Source organism: Phocaeicola coprophilus DSM 18228 = JCM 13818, from assembly GCF_000157915.1.
Lineage (GTDB): Bacteria > Bacteroidota > Bacteroidia > Bacteroidales > Bacteroidaceae > Phocaeicola > Phocaeicola coprophilus.
The window spans coordinates 244,989-258,108 of the sequence record NZ_EQ973631.1; the positions used below are offsets into that span (position 1 = coordinate 244,989).

The 13,120-nt window shown below is 40.8% G+C and carries 24 protein-coding genes and 2 pseudogenes; all 26 read left to right on the forward strand.

The features are described 5' to 3' along the window. Nucleotides 1–7 precede the first annotated feature (7 nt). Nucleotides 8–829 (forward strand): 50S ribosomal protein L2, encoded by an 822-nt coding sequence (gene rplB, locus BACCOPRO_RS01435; protein WP_008140212.1) that lies wholly within the window; start codon nt 8–10, stop codon nt 827–829. A 24-nt stretch (nt 830–853) separates the two neighbouring features. Further along, nucleotides 854–1,123, forward strand: a complete 270-nt coding sequence (gene rpsS / locus BACCOPRO_RS01440) for a 30S ribosomal protein S19 (protein WP_007559385.1) — start codon at nt 854–856, stop codon at nt 1,121–1,123. 38 nt (nt 1,124–1,161) lie between these two features. Then, nucleotides 1,162–1,569, forward strand: a complete 408-nt coding sequence (rplV, locus tag BACCOPRO_RS01445) for a 50S ribosomal protein L22 (RefSeq protein WP_007559383.1) — start codon at nt 1,162–1,164, stop codon at nt 1,567–1,569. A 6-nt stretch (nt 1,570–1,575) separates the two neighbouring features. Continuing rightward, nucleotides 1,576–2,310 carry a 30S ribosomal protein S3 gene (gene rpsC, locus BACCOPRO_RS01450; RefSeq protein ID WP_008140217.1) on the forward strand — a complete coding sequence of 245 codons (735 nt, stop codon included), beginning with the start codon at nt 1,576–1,578 and terminating at the stop codon, nt 2,308–2,310. A 21-nt stretch (nt 2,311–2,331) separates the two neighbouring features. After that, entirely contained in the window at nt 2,332–2,763 is a 432-nt protein-coding gene (rplP, locus tag BACCOPRO_RS01455; RefSeq protein ID WP_008140219.1) for a 50S ribosomal protein L16, read from the forward strand. A gap of 6 nt (nt 2,764–2,769) precedes the next feature. Next, nucleotides 2,770–2,964 (forward strand): 50S ribosomal protein L29, encoded by a 195-nt coding sequence (gene rpmC, locus BACCOPRO_RS01460; RefSeq protein ID WP_008140221.1) that lies wholly within the window; start codon nt 2,770–2,772, stop codon nt 2,962–2,964. Nucleotides 2,965–2,975: 11 nt separating this feature from the next. After that, nucleotides 2,976–3,233, forward strand: a complete 258-nt coding sequence (gene rpsQ / locus BACCOPRO_RS01465; RefSeq protein WP_022276647.1) for a 30S ribosomal protein S17 — start codon at nt 2,976–2,978, stop codon at nt 3,231–3,233. A 2-nt stretch (nt 3,234–3,235) separates the two neighbouring features. Continuing rightward, nucleotides 3,236–3,601: a 50S ribosomal protein L14 gene (gene rplN, locus BACCOPRO_RS01470; protein WP_007559377.1), complete on the forward strand. Its 366-nt coding sequence runs from the start codon at nt 3,236–3,238 to the stop codon at nt 3,599–3,601. Between the two features lie 20 nt (nt 3,602–3,621). Continuing rightward, nucleotides 3,622–3,942 carry a 50S ribosomal protein L24 gene (rplX, locus tag BACCOPRO_RS01475; protein ID WP_008140227.1) on the forward strand — a complete coding sequence of 107 codons (321 nt, stop codon included), beginning with the start codon at nt 3,622–3,624 and terminating at the stop codon, nt 3,940–3,942. Nucleotides 3,943–3,944: 2 nt separating this feature from the next. Beyond that, a complete protein-coding gene (gene rplE, locus BACCOPRO_RS01480) occupies nt 3,945–4,502 on the forward strand; it encodes a 50S ribosomal protein L5 (RefSeq protein ID WP_040311051.1) in 558 nt (185 codons plus the stop codon). Between the two features lie 6 nt (nt 4,503–4,508). Continuing rightward, on the forward strand, nt 4,509–4,808 hold the full coding sequence (gene rpsN / locus BACCOPRO_RS01485; protein WP_008140232.1) for a 30S ribosomal protein S14: 300 nt from the start codon (nt 4,509–4,511) through the stop codon (nt 4,806–4,808). A gap of 55 nt (nt 4,809–4,863) precedes the next feature. After that, complete coding sequence (gene rpsH, locus BACCOPRO_RS01490; protein WP_008140234.1) at nt 4,864–5,259, forward strand: 30S ribosomal protein S8; 396 nt, start codon at nt 4,864–4,866, stop codon at nt 5,257–5,259. Between the two features lie 17 nt (nt 5,260–5,276). Further along, nucleotides 5,277–5,846 (forward strand): 50S ribosomal protein L6, encoded by a 570-nt coding sequence (gene rplF / locus BACCOPRO_RS01495; RefSeq protein ID WP_008140236.1) that lies wholly within the window; start codon nt 5,277–5,279, stop codon nt 5,844–5,846. A gap of 21 nt (nt 5,847–5,867) precedes the next feature. Beyond that, a complete protein-coding gene (gene rplR, locus BACCOPRO_RS01500) occupies nt 5,868–6,209 on the forward strand; it encodes a 50S ribosomal protein L18 (protein ID WP_008140238.1) in 342 nt (113 codons plus the stop codon). A gap of 6 nt (nt 6,210–6,215) precedes the next feature. Further along, entirely contained in the window at nt 6,216–6,731 is a 516-nt protein-coding gene (gene rpsE, locus BACCOPRO_RS01505; protein WP_008140239.1) for a 30S ribosomal protein S5, read from the forward strand. A gap of 11 nt (nt 6,732–6,742) precedes the next feature. Next, on the forward strand, nt 6,743–6,919 hold the full coding sequence (gene rpmD, locus BACCOPRO_RS01510) for a 50S ribosomal protein L30 (RefSeq protein WP_008140242.1): 177 nt from the start codon (nt 6,743–6,745) through the stop codon (nt 6,917–6,919). 30 nt (nt 6,920–6,949) lie between these two features. Then, entirely contained in the window at nt 6,950–7,396 is a 447-nt protein-coding gene (gene rplO / locus BACCOPRO_RS01515; protein WP_008140244.1) for a 50S ribosomal protein L15, read from the forward strand. Nucleotides 7,397–7,400: 4 nt separating this feature from the next. Continuing rightward, nucleotides 7,401–8,748, forward strand: a pseudogene (gene secY / locus BACCOPRO_RS01520) (preprotein translocase subunit SecY). 11 nt (nt 8,749–8,759) lie between these two features. Further along, nucleotides 8,760–9,560, forward strand: a complete 801-nt coding sequence (gene map / locus BACCOPRO_RS01525; RefSeq protein WP_008140249.1) for a type I methionyl aminopeptidase — start codon at nt 8,760–8,762, stop codon at nt 9,558–9,560. Nucleotide 9,561: 1 nt separating this feature from the next. Further along, nucleotides 9,562–9,780: a translation initiation factor IF-1 gene (infA, locus tag BACCOPRO_RS01530; protein WP_002558052.1), complete on the forward strand. Its 219-nt coding sequence runs from the start codon at nt 9,562–9,564 to the stop codon at nt 9,778–9,780. Between the two features lie 14 nt (nt 9,781–9,794). Then, nucleotides 9,795–9,912: pseudogene (ykgO, locus tag BACCOPRO_RS17355) on the forward strand (type B 50S ribosomal protein L36). A gap of 33 nt (nt 9,913–9,945) precedes the next feature. Further along, nucleotides 9,946–10,326 (forward strand): 30S ribosomal protein S13, encoded by a 381-nt coding sequence (gene rpsM / locus BACCOPRO_RS01535; protein ID WP_008140252.1) that lies wholly within the window; start codon nt 9,946–9,948, stop codon nt 10,324–10,326. Nucleotides 10,327–10,337: 11 nt separating this feature from the next. After that, nucleotides 10,338–10,727 (forward strand): 30S ribosomal protein S11, encoded by a 390-nt coding sequence (gene rpsK / locus BACCOPRO_RS01540; RefSeq protein ID WP_007567382.1) that lies wholly within the window; start codon nt 10,338–10,340, stop codon nt 10,725–10,727. 115 nt (nt 10,728–10,842) lie between these two features. Next, on the forward strand, nt 10,843–11,448 hold the full coding sequence (gene rpsD, locus BACCOPRO_RS01545; RefSeq protein ID WP_008140255.1) for a 30S ribosomal protein S4: 606 nt from the start codon (nt 10,843–10,845) through the stop codon (nt 11,446–11,448). A gap of 11 nt (nt 11,449–11,459) precedes the next feature. After that, a complete protein-coding gene (locus BACCOPRO_RS01550) occupies nt 11,460–12,452 on the forward strand; it encodes a DNA-directed RNA polymerase subunit alpha (RefSeq protein ID WP_008140256.1) in 993 nt (330 codons plus the stop codon). A gap of 3 nt (nt 12,453–12,455) precedes the next feature. Next, nucleotides 12,456–12,944, forward strand: coding sequence for a 50S ribosomal protein L17 (gene rplQ, locus BACCOPRO_RS01555; RefSeq protein WP_008140257.1), 489 nt, complete (start codon nt 12,456–12,458; stop codon nt 12,942–12,944). Nucleotides 12,945–13,120 lie beyond the last annotated feature (176 nt).

Sequence of the window (13,120 nt, forward strand, 5' to 3'; positions counted from 1 at the left end):
ATAAAAGATGGCAGTACGTAAATTTAAGCCCACAACACCGGGGCAGAGACACAAAATTATTGGTACTTTTGAAGAAATTACTGCATCGGTACCAGAAAAATCTCTTGTATGTGGAAAGCGTTCTACTGGTGGCCGTAACCACGTAGGAAAGATGACTATGCGCTATATCGGTGGCGGTCATAAGAGAAAATATCGTTTGATTGACTTCAAGAGAAATAAAGACGGTGTTCCAGCAGTCGTTAAGACTATTGAATACGATCCGAACCGTTCGGCTCGTATTGCTTTGTTGTTTTACGCTGATGGTGAAAAGAGATACATTATTGCTCCTAATGGACTGCAAGTTGGCAGCACACTGATGTCTGGAGCGAATGCGACGCCTGAGATTGGTAACGCACTTCCGCTTGAAAACATTCCGGTCGGTACTGTAATTCACAATATTGAATTGCGTCCGGGTCAGGGAGCTGCTTTGGTAAGATCGGCTGGTAACTTTGCTCAGTTGACTTCTCGCGAAGGTAAGTATTGTGTTATCAAATTGCCTTCAGGTGAAGTTAGACAGATCTTGAGTGCTTGTAAGGCTACTATCGGTAGTGTAGGTAATTCTGATCATGCGTTGGAAAGCTCTGGTAAGGCAGGACGTTCTCGTTGGTTAGGTCGTCGTCCTCACAACCGTGGTGTTGTTATGAACCCTGTTGATCACCCGATGGGTGGTGGTGAAGGACGTCAGTCTGGAGGTCACCCGAGATCACGTACAGGCTTGTATGCTAAGGGCTTGAAGACTAGAGCACCGAAGAAACAGTCTTCTAAGTATATTATTGAAAGAAGAAAGTAATAACAACTGATTAATTGAGTATTTATGAGTCGTTCATTAAAAAAAGGTCCATATATTAATGTAAAACTGGAAAACAAGGTGCTGGCTATGAATGAAAGCGGCAAGAAATCAGTTGTTAAGACATGGGCTAGAGCTTCAATGATTTCGCCTGATTTCGTAGGGCATACAATTGCAGTTCATAACGGAAACAAGTTTATTCCTGTTTACGTTACCGAAAACATGGTAGGTCATAAGTTGGGAGAATTTGCTCCTACACGTACTTTCCGTGGTCATGCTGGTAATAAGAAAAAATAACAACAGGACGCTTTTTGAAAATAATAAAGTAATAAATAATGGGAGCAAGAAAAAAAATATCGGCTGAAAAGAGAAAAGAAGCCCTTAAAACCATGTATTTTGCCAAGTTGCAAAATGTGCCTACTTCTCCGCGTAAAATGCGTCTCGTGGCTGACATGATTCGTGGCATGGAAGTAAACAGAGCACTTGGTGTATTGAAGTTTTCTTCTAAAGAAGCTTCTGCCAGAGTGGAAAAGTTGTTACGCTCTGCTATTGCTAACTGGGAACAGAAAAACGAACGGAAAGCTGAAGATGGCGAATTGTTTGTAACCAAAATTTATGTTGACGGGGGAGCAACCTTGAAAAGAATGAGACCGGCTCCGCAGGGTAGAGGTTACAGAATTCGTAAGCGCTCAAATCATGTGACTTTGTTCGTTGATTCTAAGAATACTAATGATAAAAATTAAGACTAGATGGGACAAAAAGTTAATCCGATAAGCAACCGTTTAGGAATTATCAGAGGATGGGATTCTAATTGGTACGGTGGCAAGAACTATGGTGATGCTTTGCTGGAAGACAGCAAAATCCGTAAATATCTGAATGCCAGACTTGCAAAAGCCAGCGTTTCAAGAATTGTTATCGAACGTACGCTGAAATTGGTGACAATTACTGTTTGTACAGCTCGTCCGGGTATTATCATTGGTAAAGGTGGTCAGGAAGTTGACAAGTTGAAAGAGGAGTTGAAGAAGATCACTGATAAGGACATTCAGATTAATATCTTTGAAGTGAAGAGACCGGAACTTGACGCTGTTATTGTTGCTAATAACATCGCTCGCCAGGTAGAAGGTAAGATTGCATATCGTCGCGCTATCAAGATGGCTATCGCTAACACGATGCGTATGGGCGCTGAAGGTATCAAGATTTTGATCTCTGGTCGTCTGAATGGTGCTGAAATGGCACGTTCTGAAATGTATAAGGAAGGACGTACGCCGTTGCATACTTTCCGTGCAGATATTGACTACTGTCATGCTGAAGCTTTGACTAAGGTTGGTCTGCTGGGTATTAAAGTTTGGATTTGCCGTGGTGAAGTTTATGGAAAGCGTGATTTGGCTCCTAACTTTACTCAGAGCAAGGAAACCAGCCGTGGTGGAAACAACGGCGGTAATGCAGGAAAGAATTTCCGTAGAAAGAAAAACAACAATCGCTAACGAGTTTGAATTTTAGGAATTATGTTACAACCGAAAAAGACAAAATTCAGAAGACAGCAGAAAGGTAGCGCTAAAGGCAACGCCCAGAGAGGACATCAGTTGGCTTTTGGTACTTTTGGTATCAAGTCACTGCAGACTAAATGGATTACTGGTCGTCAGATTGAAGCAGCTCGTATCGCTGTAACAAGATATATGCAACGTCAGGGTCAGATTTGGATCCGTATCTTCCCGGATAAACCAATCACTCGTAAACCTGCTGATGTACGTATGGGTAAAGGTAAGGGTTCTCCAGAAGGTTTCGTAGCTCCTGTAACTCCGGGACGTATTCTGATTGAAGTAGAGGGAGTACCTTTTGATGTAGCTAAAGAGGCTTTGCGTCTTGCAGCTCAAAAACTTCCTGTTACAACAAAGTTTATTGTTAGACGTGATTACGACGCAAGTCAAAATGCTTAATAAGTTATGAAGATCGCAGAAATTAGAGAAATAGCTACCAACGAATTGGCAGAAAGAATTCAGACTGAAGTTGCCAATTATAATCAGATGGTTTTGAATCATTCTATCTCTCCGCTTGCAAATCCTGCACAAATCAAGAGCTTGCGCAGAACGATTGCACGTATGAAAGCAGAATTGCGTCAGAGAGAACTTAACAAATAATAATGGTCCTCATGGAAGCTAGAAATTTAAGAAAAGAAAGAACTGGTGTTGTAGTTAGCAATAAAATGGATAAGACCATTACTGTTGCTGCTAAGTTTAAGGAGAAACACCCTATTTATGGTAAGTTCGTTTCTAAAACGAAGAAATACCATGCTCACGATGAAAAGAACGAATGCCAGATCGGCGATACTGTTCGTATCATGGAAACTCGTCCTTTGAGCAAAACTAAGAGATGGAGATTGGTTGAAATTGTAGAAAGAGTTAAGTAATTATGATACAAGCAGAATCCAGACTTACAGTATGTGACAACAGTGGTGCTAAAGAAGCTCTTTGTATCCGCGTTTTAGGCGGAACAAAGAGACGTTATGCCTCTGTTGGGGATGTTATTGTTGTTTCAATAAAGAGTGTTATCCCCTCAAGTGATATTAAAAAAGGTGCAGTGTCTAAGGCTCTGATCGTACGTACTAAGAAAGAAATCCGTCGTGCTGATGGTTCTTACATTCGTTTTGATGATAATGCTTGCGTTTTGTTGAACAATGCAGGTGAAATTAGAGGAAGTCGTATCTTTGGACCGGTTGCAAGAGAGTTGCGTAATGCAAATATGAAAGTGGTTTCACTGGCACCTGAAGTACTTTAATTTTGTAAAAGATTTAAGTAATGAGTAAATTACATATTAAGAAAGGCGATACAGTTTACGTAAACTCTGGTGAAGACAAGGGTAAAACTGGCCGCGTATTGAAGGTTCTTGTTAAAGAAGGACGTGCATTGGTAGAAGGTATCAATATGGTATCTAAGAGTACCAAACCTAACGCAAAGAATCCTCAGGGTGGTATTGTGAAGATGGAAGCTCCTATTCACATCTCTAACCTGAATCCGGTTGATCCTAAGACAGGTAAACCGACACGTGTTGGTAGAAGAGAGAGTGCTGATGGAAGAACATTTGTTCGTTATGCTAAAAAATCAGGAGAGGAGATTTAATGATGAGTAATACTGCAAGCCTTAAGAAAGAATATGCAGAGCGCATTGCTCCTGCGTTGAAGAATCAGTTCCAGTATACTTCAACAATGCAGATTCCTAAGCTGAAGAAGATCGTTATCAATCAGGGTTTGGGAATGGCTGTTGCTGATAAGAAGATTATTGATGTCGCAATTAACGAGCTGACTGCTATTACTGGTCAGAAAGCTGTTGCAACAGTATCACGTAAAGATATCGCTAACTTCAAGTTGCGTAAAAAAATGCCTATCGGTGTGATGGTAACTTTGCGTCGTGAAAGAATGTACGAATTCCTTGAAAAGCTCGTGAAGGTTGCATTGCCCCGTATCCGTGACTTCAAAGGTATTGAAAGCAAGTTTGACGGAAGAGGTAACTACACTTTGGGTATTCAGGAGCAGATCATCTTCCCTGAAATCAACATCGATAGCATCACAAAGATTTTGGGTATGAACATTACTTTTGTAACTTCTGCTCAGTCTGATGAAGAAGGTTATGCTCTGCTGAAGGAATTTGGTTTACCATTTAAGAACGCTAAAAAAGATTGATAAGTTATGGCAAAAGAATCAATGAAGGCTCGCGAAGTAAAAAGAGCTAAACTGGTTGCTAAATATGCTGAGAAGCGTGCAGCGTTGAAGAAAATTGTAAACACTGGTGATCCTGTAGAAGCTTTCGAAGCTGCTCAGAAATTGCAGGCTCTGCCTAAAAATGCAAATCCGATCCGTTTGCATAACCGTTGCAAATTAACTGGACGTCCTAAAGGTTATATCCGTCAGTTCGGTATCTCACGTATTCAGTTCCGTGAAATGGCTTCTAACGGTTTGATCCCGGGCGTTAAGAAAGCAAGCTGGTAATTTTTATTATTAAATATTGTCAGGGTAGTCCTGATTAATTTAACAATTAATTTATATGACAGATCCAATCGCAGATTTTCTCACTAGATTGAGAAATGCAATTAGTGCAAAGCACAGAGTTGTAGAAGTACCTGCTTCAAACTTGAAAAAGGAGATTACTAAAATCCTGTTTGATAAAGGTTACATTTTGAACTACAAGTTCGTTGAAGATGGTCCTCAAGGTACTATTAAAGTAGCTTTGAAGTATGATGCAGTTAACAAGGTTAACGCTATCAAGAAGCTGGAAAGAGTATCTACTCCGGGTATGCGTAAGTATACTGGCTACAAGGACATGCCGAGAGTTATTAATGGATTAGGTATTGCTATTATATCTACTTCCAAAGGTGTGATGACAGACAAGGAAGCTGCCGCTCTGAAGATTGGTGGTGAAGTTCTTTGCTATGTATATTAATTGTAGGAGGGTAAGCTATGTCAAGAATTGGTAAATTGCCTATTAGTATTCCTGCAGGAGTAACAGTTACTCTTAAGGATAACGTAGTGAATGTAAAAGGACCGAAAGGTGAATTGAGTCAGTTTGTAAATCCTGCAATCAATGTAGAAATTGCAGACGGACACGTGGTGTTGAAAGAAGACGAAGGTGCCATGCTGGATAACCTGAAACAGCGTCACGCTTTCCATGGTTTGTATCGTGCTTTGATCCACAACATGGTGGTTGGTGTTTCTGAAGGTTACAAGAAAGAGCTGGAACTTGTCGGTGTTGGTTACCGTGCTTCAAACAATGGTAATATCATTGATTTCGCTTTGGGTTATACTCATAACATCTTTATGCAGTTGCCTCCCGAAATTAAGGTAGAAACTAAATCAGAAAGAAATAAGAACCCTCTTATTATATTGGAATCTTGTGACAAACAGCTGCTCGGTCAGGTTTGTTCAAAAATACGTTCTTTCCGTAAGCCTGAACCTTACAAAGGAAAAGGTATTAAGTTTGTTGGTGAAGAAATTCGTAGAAAGTCTGGTAAGTCAGCTGGCGCTAAATAATTCACATAAAATCGTACAATTATGACAACAAAAATAGAAAGACGAATCAAGATCAAATATAGAGTACGCAACAAGATTTCAGGTACCGCTGAACGTCCGCGTATGAGTGTATTCAGAAGTAACAAGCAGATCTATGTTCAGGTTATCGACGATTTGAGCGGTAAGACACTGGCTGCTGCTTCTTCATTGGGCATGGCTACAATGCCGAAAAAGGAACAGGCTGCTAAGGTTGGTGAACTGATTGCTAAGAAAGCTCAGGAAGCTGGTATTACGACTGTCGTATTCGACCGTAATGGTTACTTGTATCATGGGAGAGTAAAAGAAGTAGCTGATGCTGCTCGTAACGGTGGACTTAAATTTTAATGAATTATGGCAGTTAATAACAGAGTTAAGATCACTAACGATATAGAATTAAAAGATAGACTGGTTGCAATCAATCGTGTAACTAAAGTTACCAAAGGTGGTAGAACCTTTACATTCTCAGCTATCGTTGTAGTTGGTAATGAAGATGGTATCATCGGTTGGGGACTTGGTAAAGCTGGTGAAGTAACTGCAGCTATTGCAAAAGGTGTAGAGTCAGCAAAGAAGAACCTGACTCGTGTACCTGTATTGAAAGGTACTGTACCTCACGAACAGTCAGCTAAGTTTGGTGGTGCTGAGGTATTCATCAAGCCGGCTTCAACCGGTACTGGAGTGGTAGCTGGTGGTGCTATGCGTGCTGTATTGGAAAGTGTTGGTGTTACTGACGTTTTGGCTAAGTCAAAGGGTTCATCTAACCCCCACAATCTGGTAAAAGCTACTATCTTGGCTTTGAGTGAAATGCGCGATGCTCGTATGGTTGCTCAGAACAGAGGTGTAAGTTTGGAAAAAGTATTTAGAGGATAAGGAGGATAAACATGTCAACTATTAAGATTAAACAAGTAAAGAGTAGAATTGGTGCTCCTGCAGATCAGAAGAAAACTTTGGATGCACTGGGTCTTCGTAAATTGAATCGTGTGGTTGAACACGAAGAGACTCCTTCCATTCTGGGTATGATTGAGAAAGTAAAACACCTGGTTACAGTTGTTAAGTAATATATTGTTAACGTTAAAGGATTTTACAATATGAAATTAAATATTTTACGTCCTGCAGAAGGTTCAGTAAAAACTAGAAAAAGAGTTGGCCGTGGTGCTGGTTCAGGTCTGGGAGGTACTTCTACGAGAGGACATAAAGGCGCAAAGTCAAGATCTGGTTATTCTAGAAAAATCGGTTTTGAAGGTGGTCAGATGCCTCTTCAGCGTCGTCTTCCGAAATTTGGCTTTAAGAATATTAACCGAGTTGAATATAAAGCAGTTAATCTCGATACCATTCAGGCATTGGCTGATGCTAAGAATCTGACTAAGGTAGGTATTAACGATTTGATTGAAGCTGGTTTCATTTCTTCTAACCAATTAGTGAAAGTTCTTGGTAACGGTAGTTTAACTACTAAGCTTGATGTTGAAGCAAATGCTTTCTCAAAGAGCGCAGTAGCTGCAATCGAAGCCGTTGGTGGTAATGCAGTAAAACTCTGATTCAATGAGAAAATCTATTGAAACATTAAAAAATATATGGAATATTGAGGATCTGAGAAAACGGATCCTCATTACTATATTGTTTGTTGCAATCTATAGATTTGGTTCATACGTCGTTTTGCCGGGTATTGATCCGAACATGCTGTCTAAGTTGCATGAACAAACGAGTGAGGGTCTTCTTGCTTTGTTGAATATGTTTTCTGGTGGTGCATTTTCTAATGCATCTATTTTCGCGTTGGGAATCATGCCTTATATCTCTGCATCCATCGTGATTCAGTTGCTGGCGATTGCAGTTCCTTATTTCCAGAAACTGCAGCGTGAAGGCGAAAGTGGACGTCGAAAGATCAATCAGTATACCCGTATTTTGACAATCATCATCTTGATCTTCCAGGCACCGTCATATTTGATTAACCTGAAGATGCAAGCTGGTCCTGCTCTTAATGCTTCATTAGATTGGACTTTCTTTATTGCTACTTCTACCATTATATTGGCGGCGGGTAGTATGTTTGTCCTGTGGCTTGGTGAGAGAATCACAGACAAGGGTATTGGTAATGGTATTTCATTGATCATTATGGTGGGTATCATTGCTCGTTTGCCCCAGGCCTTCTCCGGTGAATTTGTTTCCCGTTTGGCTTCTCCGGGCGCAGGTGGTATTATCATGTTCCTGATCGAACTTGTCTGCCTGCTGGCAGTCATCGCTGCAGCTATTATGCTGGTGCAGGGTGTTCGTAAGGTTCCTGTACAATATGCAAAACGTATTGTCGGCAATAAACAATATGGTGGAGCCAGACAGTATATCCCGTTAAAGGTTAATGCAGCAAACGTAATGCCTATCATTTTCGCACAGGCCATTATGTTTATTCCGATTACGATCGTTGGGTATTCCAATGTTGAGAGTGCCAGTGGTATTGCCCGTGCATTGATTGATCATACTGGATTTTGGTATAATCTGGTATTTGCAGTATTGATCATAGTCTTTACTTATTTCTATACAGCAATTACGATTAATCCGAACCAGATGGCTGAAGATATGAAGAGAAACAACGGATTTATTCCGGGCATCAAAACCAGGTAAGAGCACTGCTGATTATATCGATACAGTAATGTCTCGAATTACTCTCCCTGGATCAATCTTCCTTGCCATTATTGCAATATTGCCAGCATTTGCCGGTATTTTTGGAGTACAGGCTGAATTTGCCCAGTTCTTCGGTGGAACTTCATTGTTGATCTTGGTTGGTGTTGTTCTCGACACATTGCAACAGGTTGAGAGCCATTTGTTGATGCGCCACTACGATGGACTTTTGAGCTCTGGAAGAATCAAGGGACGTTCAGGAAGTGTTGCTGCTTATTAAACTGATCTCGGATGATTTTTCTTAAGACAGATGATGAAATAGAGCTCCTTCGTCAGAGCAATCTCCTAGTGGGGATGGCTCTGGCTGAAGTAGCAAAAATGATACAGCCGGGAGTTACAACCCGTCAGCTGGATAAAGTTGCAGAGGAGTTTATCAGAGACCATGGAGCGATTCCGACATTCAAGGGGTTTCCGAATCCTTTTGGACGCGAACCTTTTCCTGGTACACTCTGTACTTCTGTAAATGAACAGGTCGTCCATGGTATCCCGAATGATATACCTTTGAAGGAAGGCGATATTGTTTCTGTGGATTGTGGTACGTGTATGAATGGTTTCTGTGGTGATTCTGCTTATACATTTTGTGTAGGGGAGGTTGATCCAGAGATACGGAAACTTTTAAAGACGACAAAAGAAGCTCTTTATAAAGGAATTGAAAATGCCATTCACGGCAAGCGTATCGGTGATATCGGATATGCAGTTCAAACCCATTGCGAAGCGGAATCTTACGGAGTTGTCCGTGAATTCGTCGGACATGGAATTGGACATAAGATGCATGAAGATCCTCAAGTTCCCAATTATGGATCCCGGGGAAGCGGGACACTTCTGAAAAAAGGGATGTGTATCGCTATCGAGCCGATGATCACTTTGGGTGACAGGCACGTTGTGATGGAGAGTGATGACTGGACAGTCCGGACGCGAGATCGCAAGTGCGCAGCACATTTTGAACATACGGTAGCTGTAGGTCTGGGAAAGGCTGATATTTTATCATCATTTGAATTTATAGAACAAGTATTAGGAGATAAAGCAATTTAATATGGCAAAGCAATCTGCAATAGAACAAGATGGAGTAATCGTTGAAGCATTGTCTAATGCAATGTTTCGCGTTGAACTGGAAAACGGACATGAGATTACCGCTCATATTTCTGGTAAGATGAGAATGCATTACATTAAAATACTGCCTGGAGATAAGGTCAGAGTAGAGATGTCTCCTTATGACTTATCTAAAGGAAGAATTGTTTTTAGATATAAATAAAAGAAATATAAGATATGAAAGTAAGAGCATCAATTAAAAAAACGTACGCCGGAATGTAAGATCGTCAGACGTAATGGCCGTTTGTATGTTATTAACAAGAAAAATCCTAAGTATAAACAACGTCAAGGATAATTTATTATTTTTGCAAAAAAAATAATTTAGTATATGGCTATAAGAATAGTTGGTGTAGATTTGCCTCAGAACAAGAGAGGTGAGATTGCGTTGACATACGTATATGGTATCGGACGCAGTAGTTCAGCAAAGATTTTGGACAAGGCAGGTGTTGATCGTGACCTGAAAGTAAAGGATTGGACTGATGATCAGGCTGCTAAGATCCGTGAAATTATCGGTGCTGAATACAAGGTTGAAGGTGATCTTCGTTCAGAAGTACAGTTGAACATTAAGCGATTAATGGATATTGGTTGCTATCGTGGTGTTCGTCATCGTCTGGGCCTGCCGGTTAGAGGACAGAGCACTAAGAATAATGCCCGTACACGTAAGGGAAGAAAGAAAACAGTTGCAAATAAGAAAAAAGCTACTAAATAATAATTGTTGATATGGCAAAGAAAACAGTCGCAGCTAAGAAAAGAAATGTGAAAGTTGATGCAAATGGACAATTGCATGTTCATTCTTCATTCAACAACATCATCGTTTCTTTGGCAAACAGTGAAGGTCAGATTATCTCATGGTCTTCAGCAGGAAAGATGGGATTTAGAGGTTCTAAGAAGAACACTCCTTACGCAGCTCAGATGGCTGCTCAGGATTGCGCTAAAGTAGCGTATGATCTTGGCCTGAGAAAGGTAAAAGCTTACGTAAAGGGTCCGGGTAACGGACGTGAGTCTGCTATCAGAACGGTACACGGAGCAGGTATTGAAGTTACAGAAATTATTGATGTTACTCCATTGCCTCACAACGGTTGTCGTCCTCCGAAAAGAAGAAGAGTATAATAAAGATAACCTATTCAGATGTAACTTGATTTTGTTAAATAATGGATTGCATTCCTTTCTGTAATCGCGGCTGCAACAAATTGAGTTCATTAATAACAATTAAATTAGAAAAGAAATGGCTAGATATACTGGACCAAAAACTAGAATTGCACGTAAATTCGGTGAAGCAATCTTCGGAGCAGATAAAGTTCTGTCTAAGAAAAACTATCCTCCCGGACAGCATGGAAACAACCGTCGCAAAAAAACTTCTGAGTACGGTGTCATGTTGGCTGAAAAGCAGAAAGCTAAATATACATACGGTGTGTTGGAAAAACAGTTCCGTAACTTGTTTGAAAAGGCTGCAAGCGCTAACGGTATTACCGGTGAAATCCTGTTGCAGAGCCTTGAATGTCGTTTGGACAACGTAGTGTTCCGTTTGGGTATCGCTCCTACTCGTGCTGCTGCTCGTCAGTTGGTTGGACACAAGCACATTACCGTAGACGGTAAGGTGGTTAACATTCCTTCTTACTCTGTAAAACCGGGTCAGCTGGTAGGTGTTCGTGAAAGATCAAAGTCACTGGAAGTTATCGGTAGCGCTTTGGCTGGATTCAATCACAGCAAATATCCTTGGTTGGAATGGGATGAAAACTCTAAGACTGGTAAAATGTTGCACATTCCGGAAAGAGCAGACATTCCTGAAAACATTAAAGAACACTTGATCGTTGAATTGTACTCTAAATAATAATTAATTTCATGGCGATATTAGCATTTCAAAAACCTGATAAAGTATTAATGTTGGAAGCGGATTCCAAATTCGGAAAATTCGAGTTCCGTCCGCTTGAGCCCGGTTTCGGTATTACCGTAGGTAATGCTTTACGCCGTATTCTTCTCTCTTCACTGGAAGGTTATGCAATTAACACGATTCACATCGATGGTGTGGAGCATGAGTTTGCAACAATACCCGGTGTAAAGGAAGATGTCACTAACATTATCTTGAACTTAAAGCAGGTTCGCTTTAAGCAAGTAGTTGAGGAATTCGAAAATGAAAAGGTAAGCATTACCGTTGAGAATTCAACTGAATTTAAGGCAGGTGATATTGGTAAGTATTTGACCGGATTTGAAGTGTTAAATCCAGAATTAGTTATTTGCCATTTAGATTCAAAGACAACTATGCAGATGGATATTACGATCAACAAAGGTCGTGGATATGTTCCGGCTGACGAAAACCGTGAATATTGCACCGATGTGAACGTAATTCCTATCGATTCAATTTACACTCCGATTCGCAATGTCAAGTATGCTGTTGAAAACTATCGTGTTGAACAGAAGACTGACTACGAAAAGTTGGTGCTTGAGATTACGACGGATGGTTCCATTCACCCGAAGGAAGCATTGAAAGAAGCTGCGAAGATCCTGATTTATCACTTCATGCTCTTCTCTGATGAAAAGATCACTCTTGAAACATCAGATGTTGACGGCAATGAAGAATTCGATGAAGAAGTTCTCCACATGCGTCAATTGCTGAAGACCAAGTTGGTTGATATGGACTTGTCAGTTCGTGCATTGAACTGCTTGAAGGCTGCTGATGTGGAAACACTCGGTGATCTGGTTCAGTTCAACAAGACCGATCTGCTTAAGTTCCGTAACTTCGGTAAGAAATCGCTCACTGAGCTTGATGATTTGCTCGAGAGTCTGAATCTGTCGTTTGGAACAGATATTTCTAAGTATAAATTAGATAAAGAATAAACAATGAGACATAATAAGAAATTTAACCATTTGGGTCGTACTGCTTCTCATAGAAATGCAATGTTGTCAAACATGGCATGTTCTTTGATCAAGCACAAAAGAATCACTACGACTGTTGCGAAGGCTAAAGCTTTGAAGAAGTTCGTTGAGCCTCTGATTACAAGATCTAAAGATGACACAACTAACTCACGTCGTGTTGTATTTAGCAATTTGCAGGACAAGTTCGCTGTAACTGAACTTTTCAAAGAAATCTCTGTAAAGGTTGCTGACCGTCCGGGTGGATACACTCGTATCATCAAGACTGGTCATCGTTTGGGTGACAACGCTGAAATGTGTTTCATCGAACTCGTTGACTACGATGAGAACATGGCTAAGACAGCTGCTAAGAAAGCTACTCGTACTCGTCGTTCTAAGAAGTCTGCTGCTGCAACTGAAGCTCCTGCTGAAGCTACAGCTGAAACTACTACAGAGGAAGCCCCTAAAGCTGAATAATTCTGTATACGCCATATAGGAAAAGGGTGTGCCGCGAGGTGCACCCTTTTTTGTTGACTGTACGATGGGATCTCATCGAGTATACATTGAGGCTTCATCGACCGCACGATTGGGCTTCATCGAGTAGTACATTGAGGCTCCAACGACCGCACGATTCGGGACTATCGTATAGTACT

Coding starts and splice junctions, on each gene's coding strand:
- rplB (WP_008140212.1), top strand. CDS start 8: ATGGCAGTACGTAAATTTAAGCCCACAACACCGGGGCAGAGACACAAA.
- rpsS (WP_007559385.1), top strand. CDS start 854: ATGAGTCGTTCATTAAAAAAAGGTCCATATATTAATGTAAAACTGGAA.
- rplV (WP_007559383.1), top strand. CDS start 1,162: ATGGGAGCAAGAAAAAAAATATCGGCTGAAAAGAGAAAAGAAGCCCTT.
- rpsC (WP_008140217.1), top strand. CDS start 1,576: ATGGGACAAAAAGTTAATCCGATAAGCAACCGTTTAGGAATTATCAGA.
- rplP (WP_008140219.1), top strand. CDS start 2,332: ATGTTACAACCGAAAAAGACAAAATTCAGAAGACAGCAGAAAGGTAGC.
- rpmC (WP_008140221.1), top strand. CDS start 2,770: ATGAAGATCGCAGAAATTAGAGAAATAGCTACCAACGAATTGGCAGAA.
- rpsQ (WP_022276647.1), top strand. CDS start 2,976: ATGGAAGCTAGAAATTTAAGAAAAGAAAGAACTGGTGTTGTAGTTAGC.
- rplN (WP_007559377.1), top strand. CDS start 3,236: ATGATACAAGCAGAATCCAGACTTACAGTATGTGACAACAGTGGTGCT.
- rplX (WP_008140227.1), top strand. CDS start 3,622: ATGAGTAAATTACATATTAAGAAAGGCGATACAGTTTACGTAAACTCT.
- rplE (WP_040311051.1), top strand. CDS start 3,945: ATGAGTAATACTGCAAGCCTTAAGAAAGAATATGCAGAGCGCATTGCT.
- rpsN (WP_008140232.1), top strand. CDS start 4,509: ATGGCAAAAGAATCAATGAAGGCTCGCGAAGTAAAAAGAGCTAAACTG.
- rpsH (WP_008140234.1), top strand. CDS start 4,864: ATGACAGATCCAATCGCAGATTTTCTCACTAGATTGAGAAATGCAATT.
- rplF (WP_008140236.1), top strand. CDS start 5,277: ATGTCAAGAATTGGTAAATTGCCTATTAGTATTCCTGCAGGAGTAACA.
- rplR (WP_008140238.1), top strand. CDS start 5,868: ATGACAACAAAAATAGAAAGACGAATCAAGATCAAATATAGAGTACGC.
- rpsE (WP_008140239.1), top strand. CDS start 6,216: ATGGCAGTTAATAACAGAGTTAAGATCACTAACGATATAGAATTAAAA.
- rpmD (WP_008140242.1), top strand. CDS start 6,743: ATGTCAACTATTAAGATTAAACAAGTAAAGAGTAGAATTGGTGCTCCT.
- rplO (WP_008140244.1), top strand. CDS start 6,950: ATGAAATTAAATATTTTACGTCCTGCAGAAGGTTCAGTAAAAACTAGA.
- map (WP_008140249.1), top strand. CDS start 8,760: ATGATTTTTCTTAAGACAGATGATGAAATAGAGCTCCTTCGTCAGAGC.
- infA (WP_002558052.1), top strand. CDS start 9,562: ATGGCAAAGCAATCTGCAATAGAACAAGATGGAGTAATCGTTGAAGCA.
- rpsM (WP_008140252.1), top strand. CDS start 9,946: ATGGCTATAAGAATAGTTGGTGTAGATTTGCCTCAGAACAAGAGAGGT.
- rpsK (WP_007567382.1), top strand. CDS start 10,338: ATGGCAAAGAAAACAGTCGCAGCTAAGAAAAGAAATGTGAAAGTTGAT.
- rpsD (WP_008140255.1), top strand. CDS start 10,843: ATGGCTAGATATACTGGACCAAAAACTAGAATTGCACGTAAATTCGGT.
- BACCOPRO_RS01550 (WP_008140256.1), top strand. CDS start 11,460: ATGGCGATATTAGCATTTCAAAAACCTGATAAAGTATTAATGTTGGAA.
- rplQ (WP_008140257.1), top strand. CDS start 12,456: ATGAGACATAATAAGAAATTTAACCATTTGGGTCGTACTGCTTCTCAT.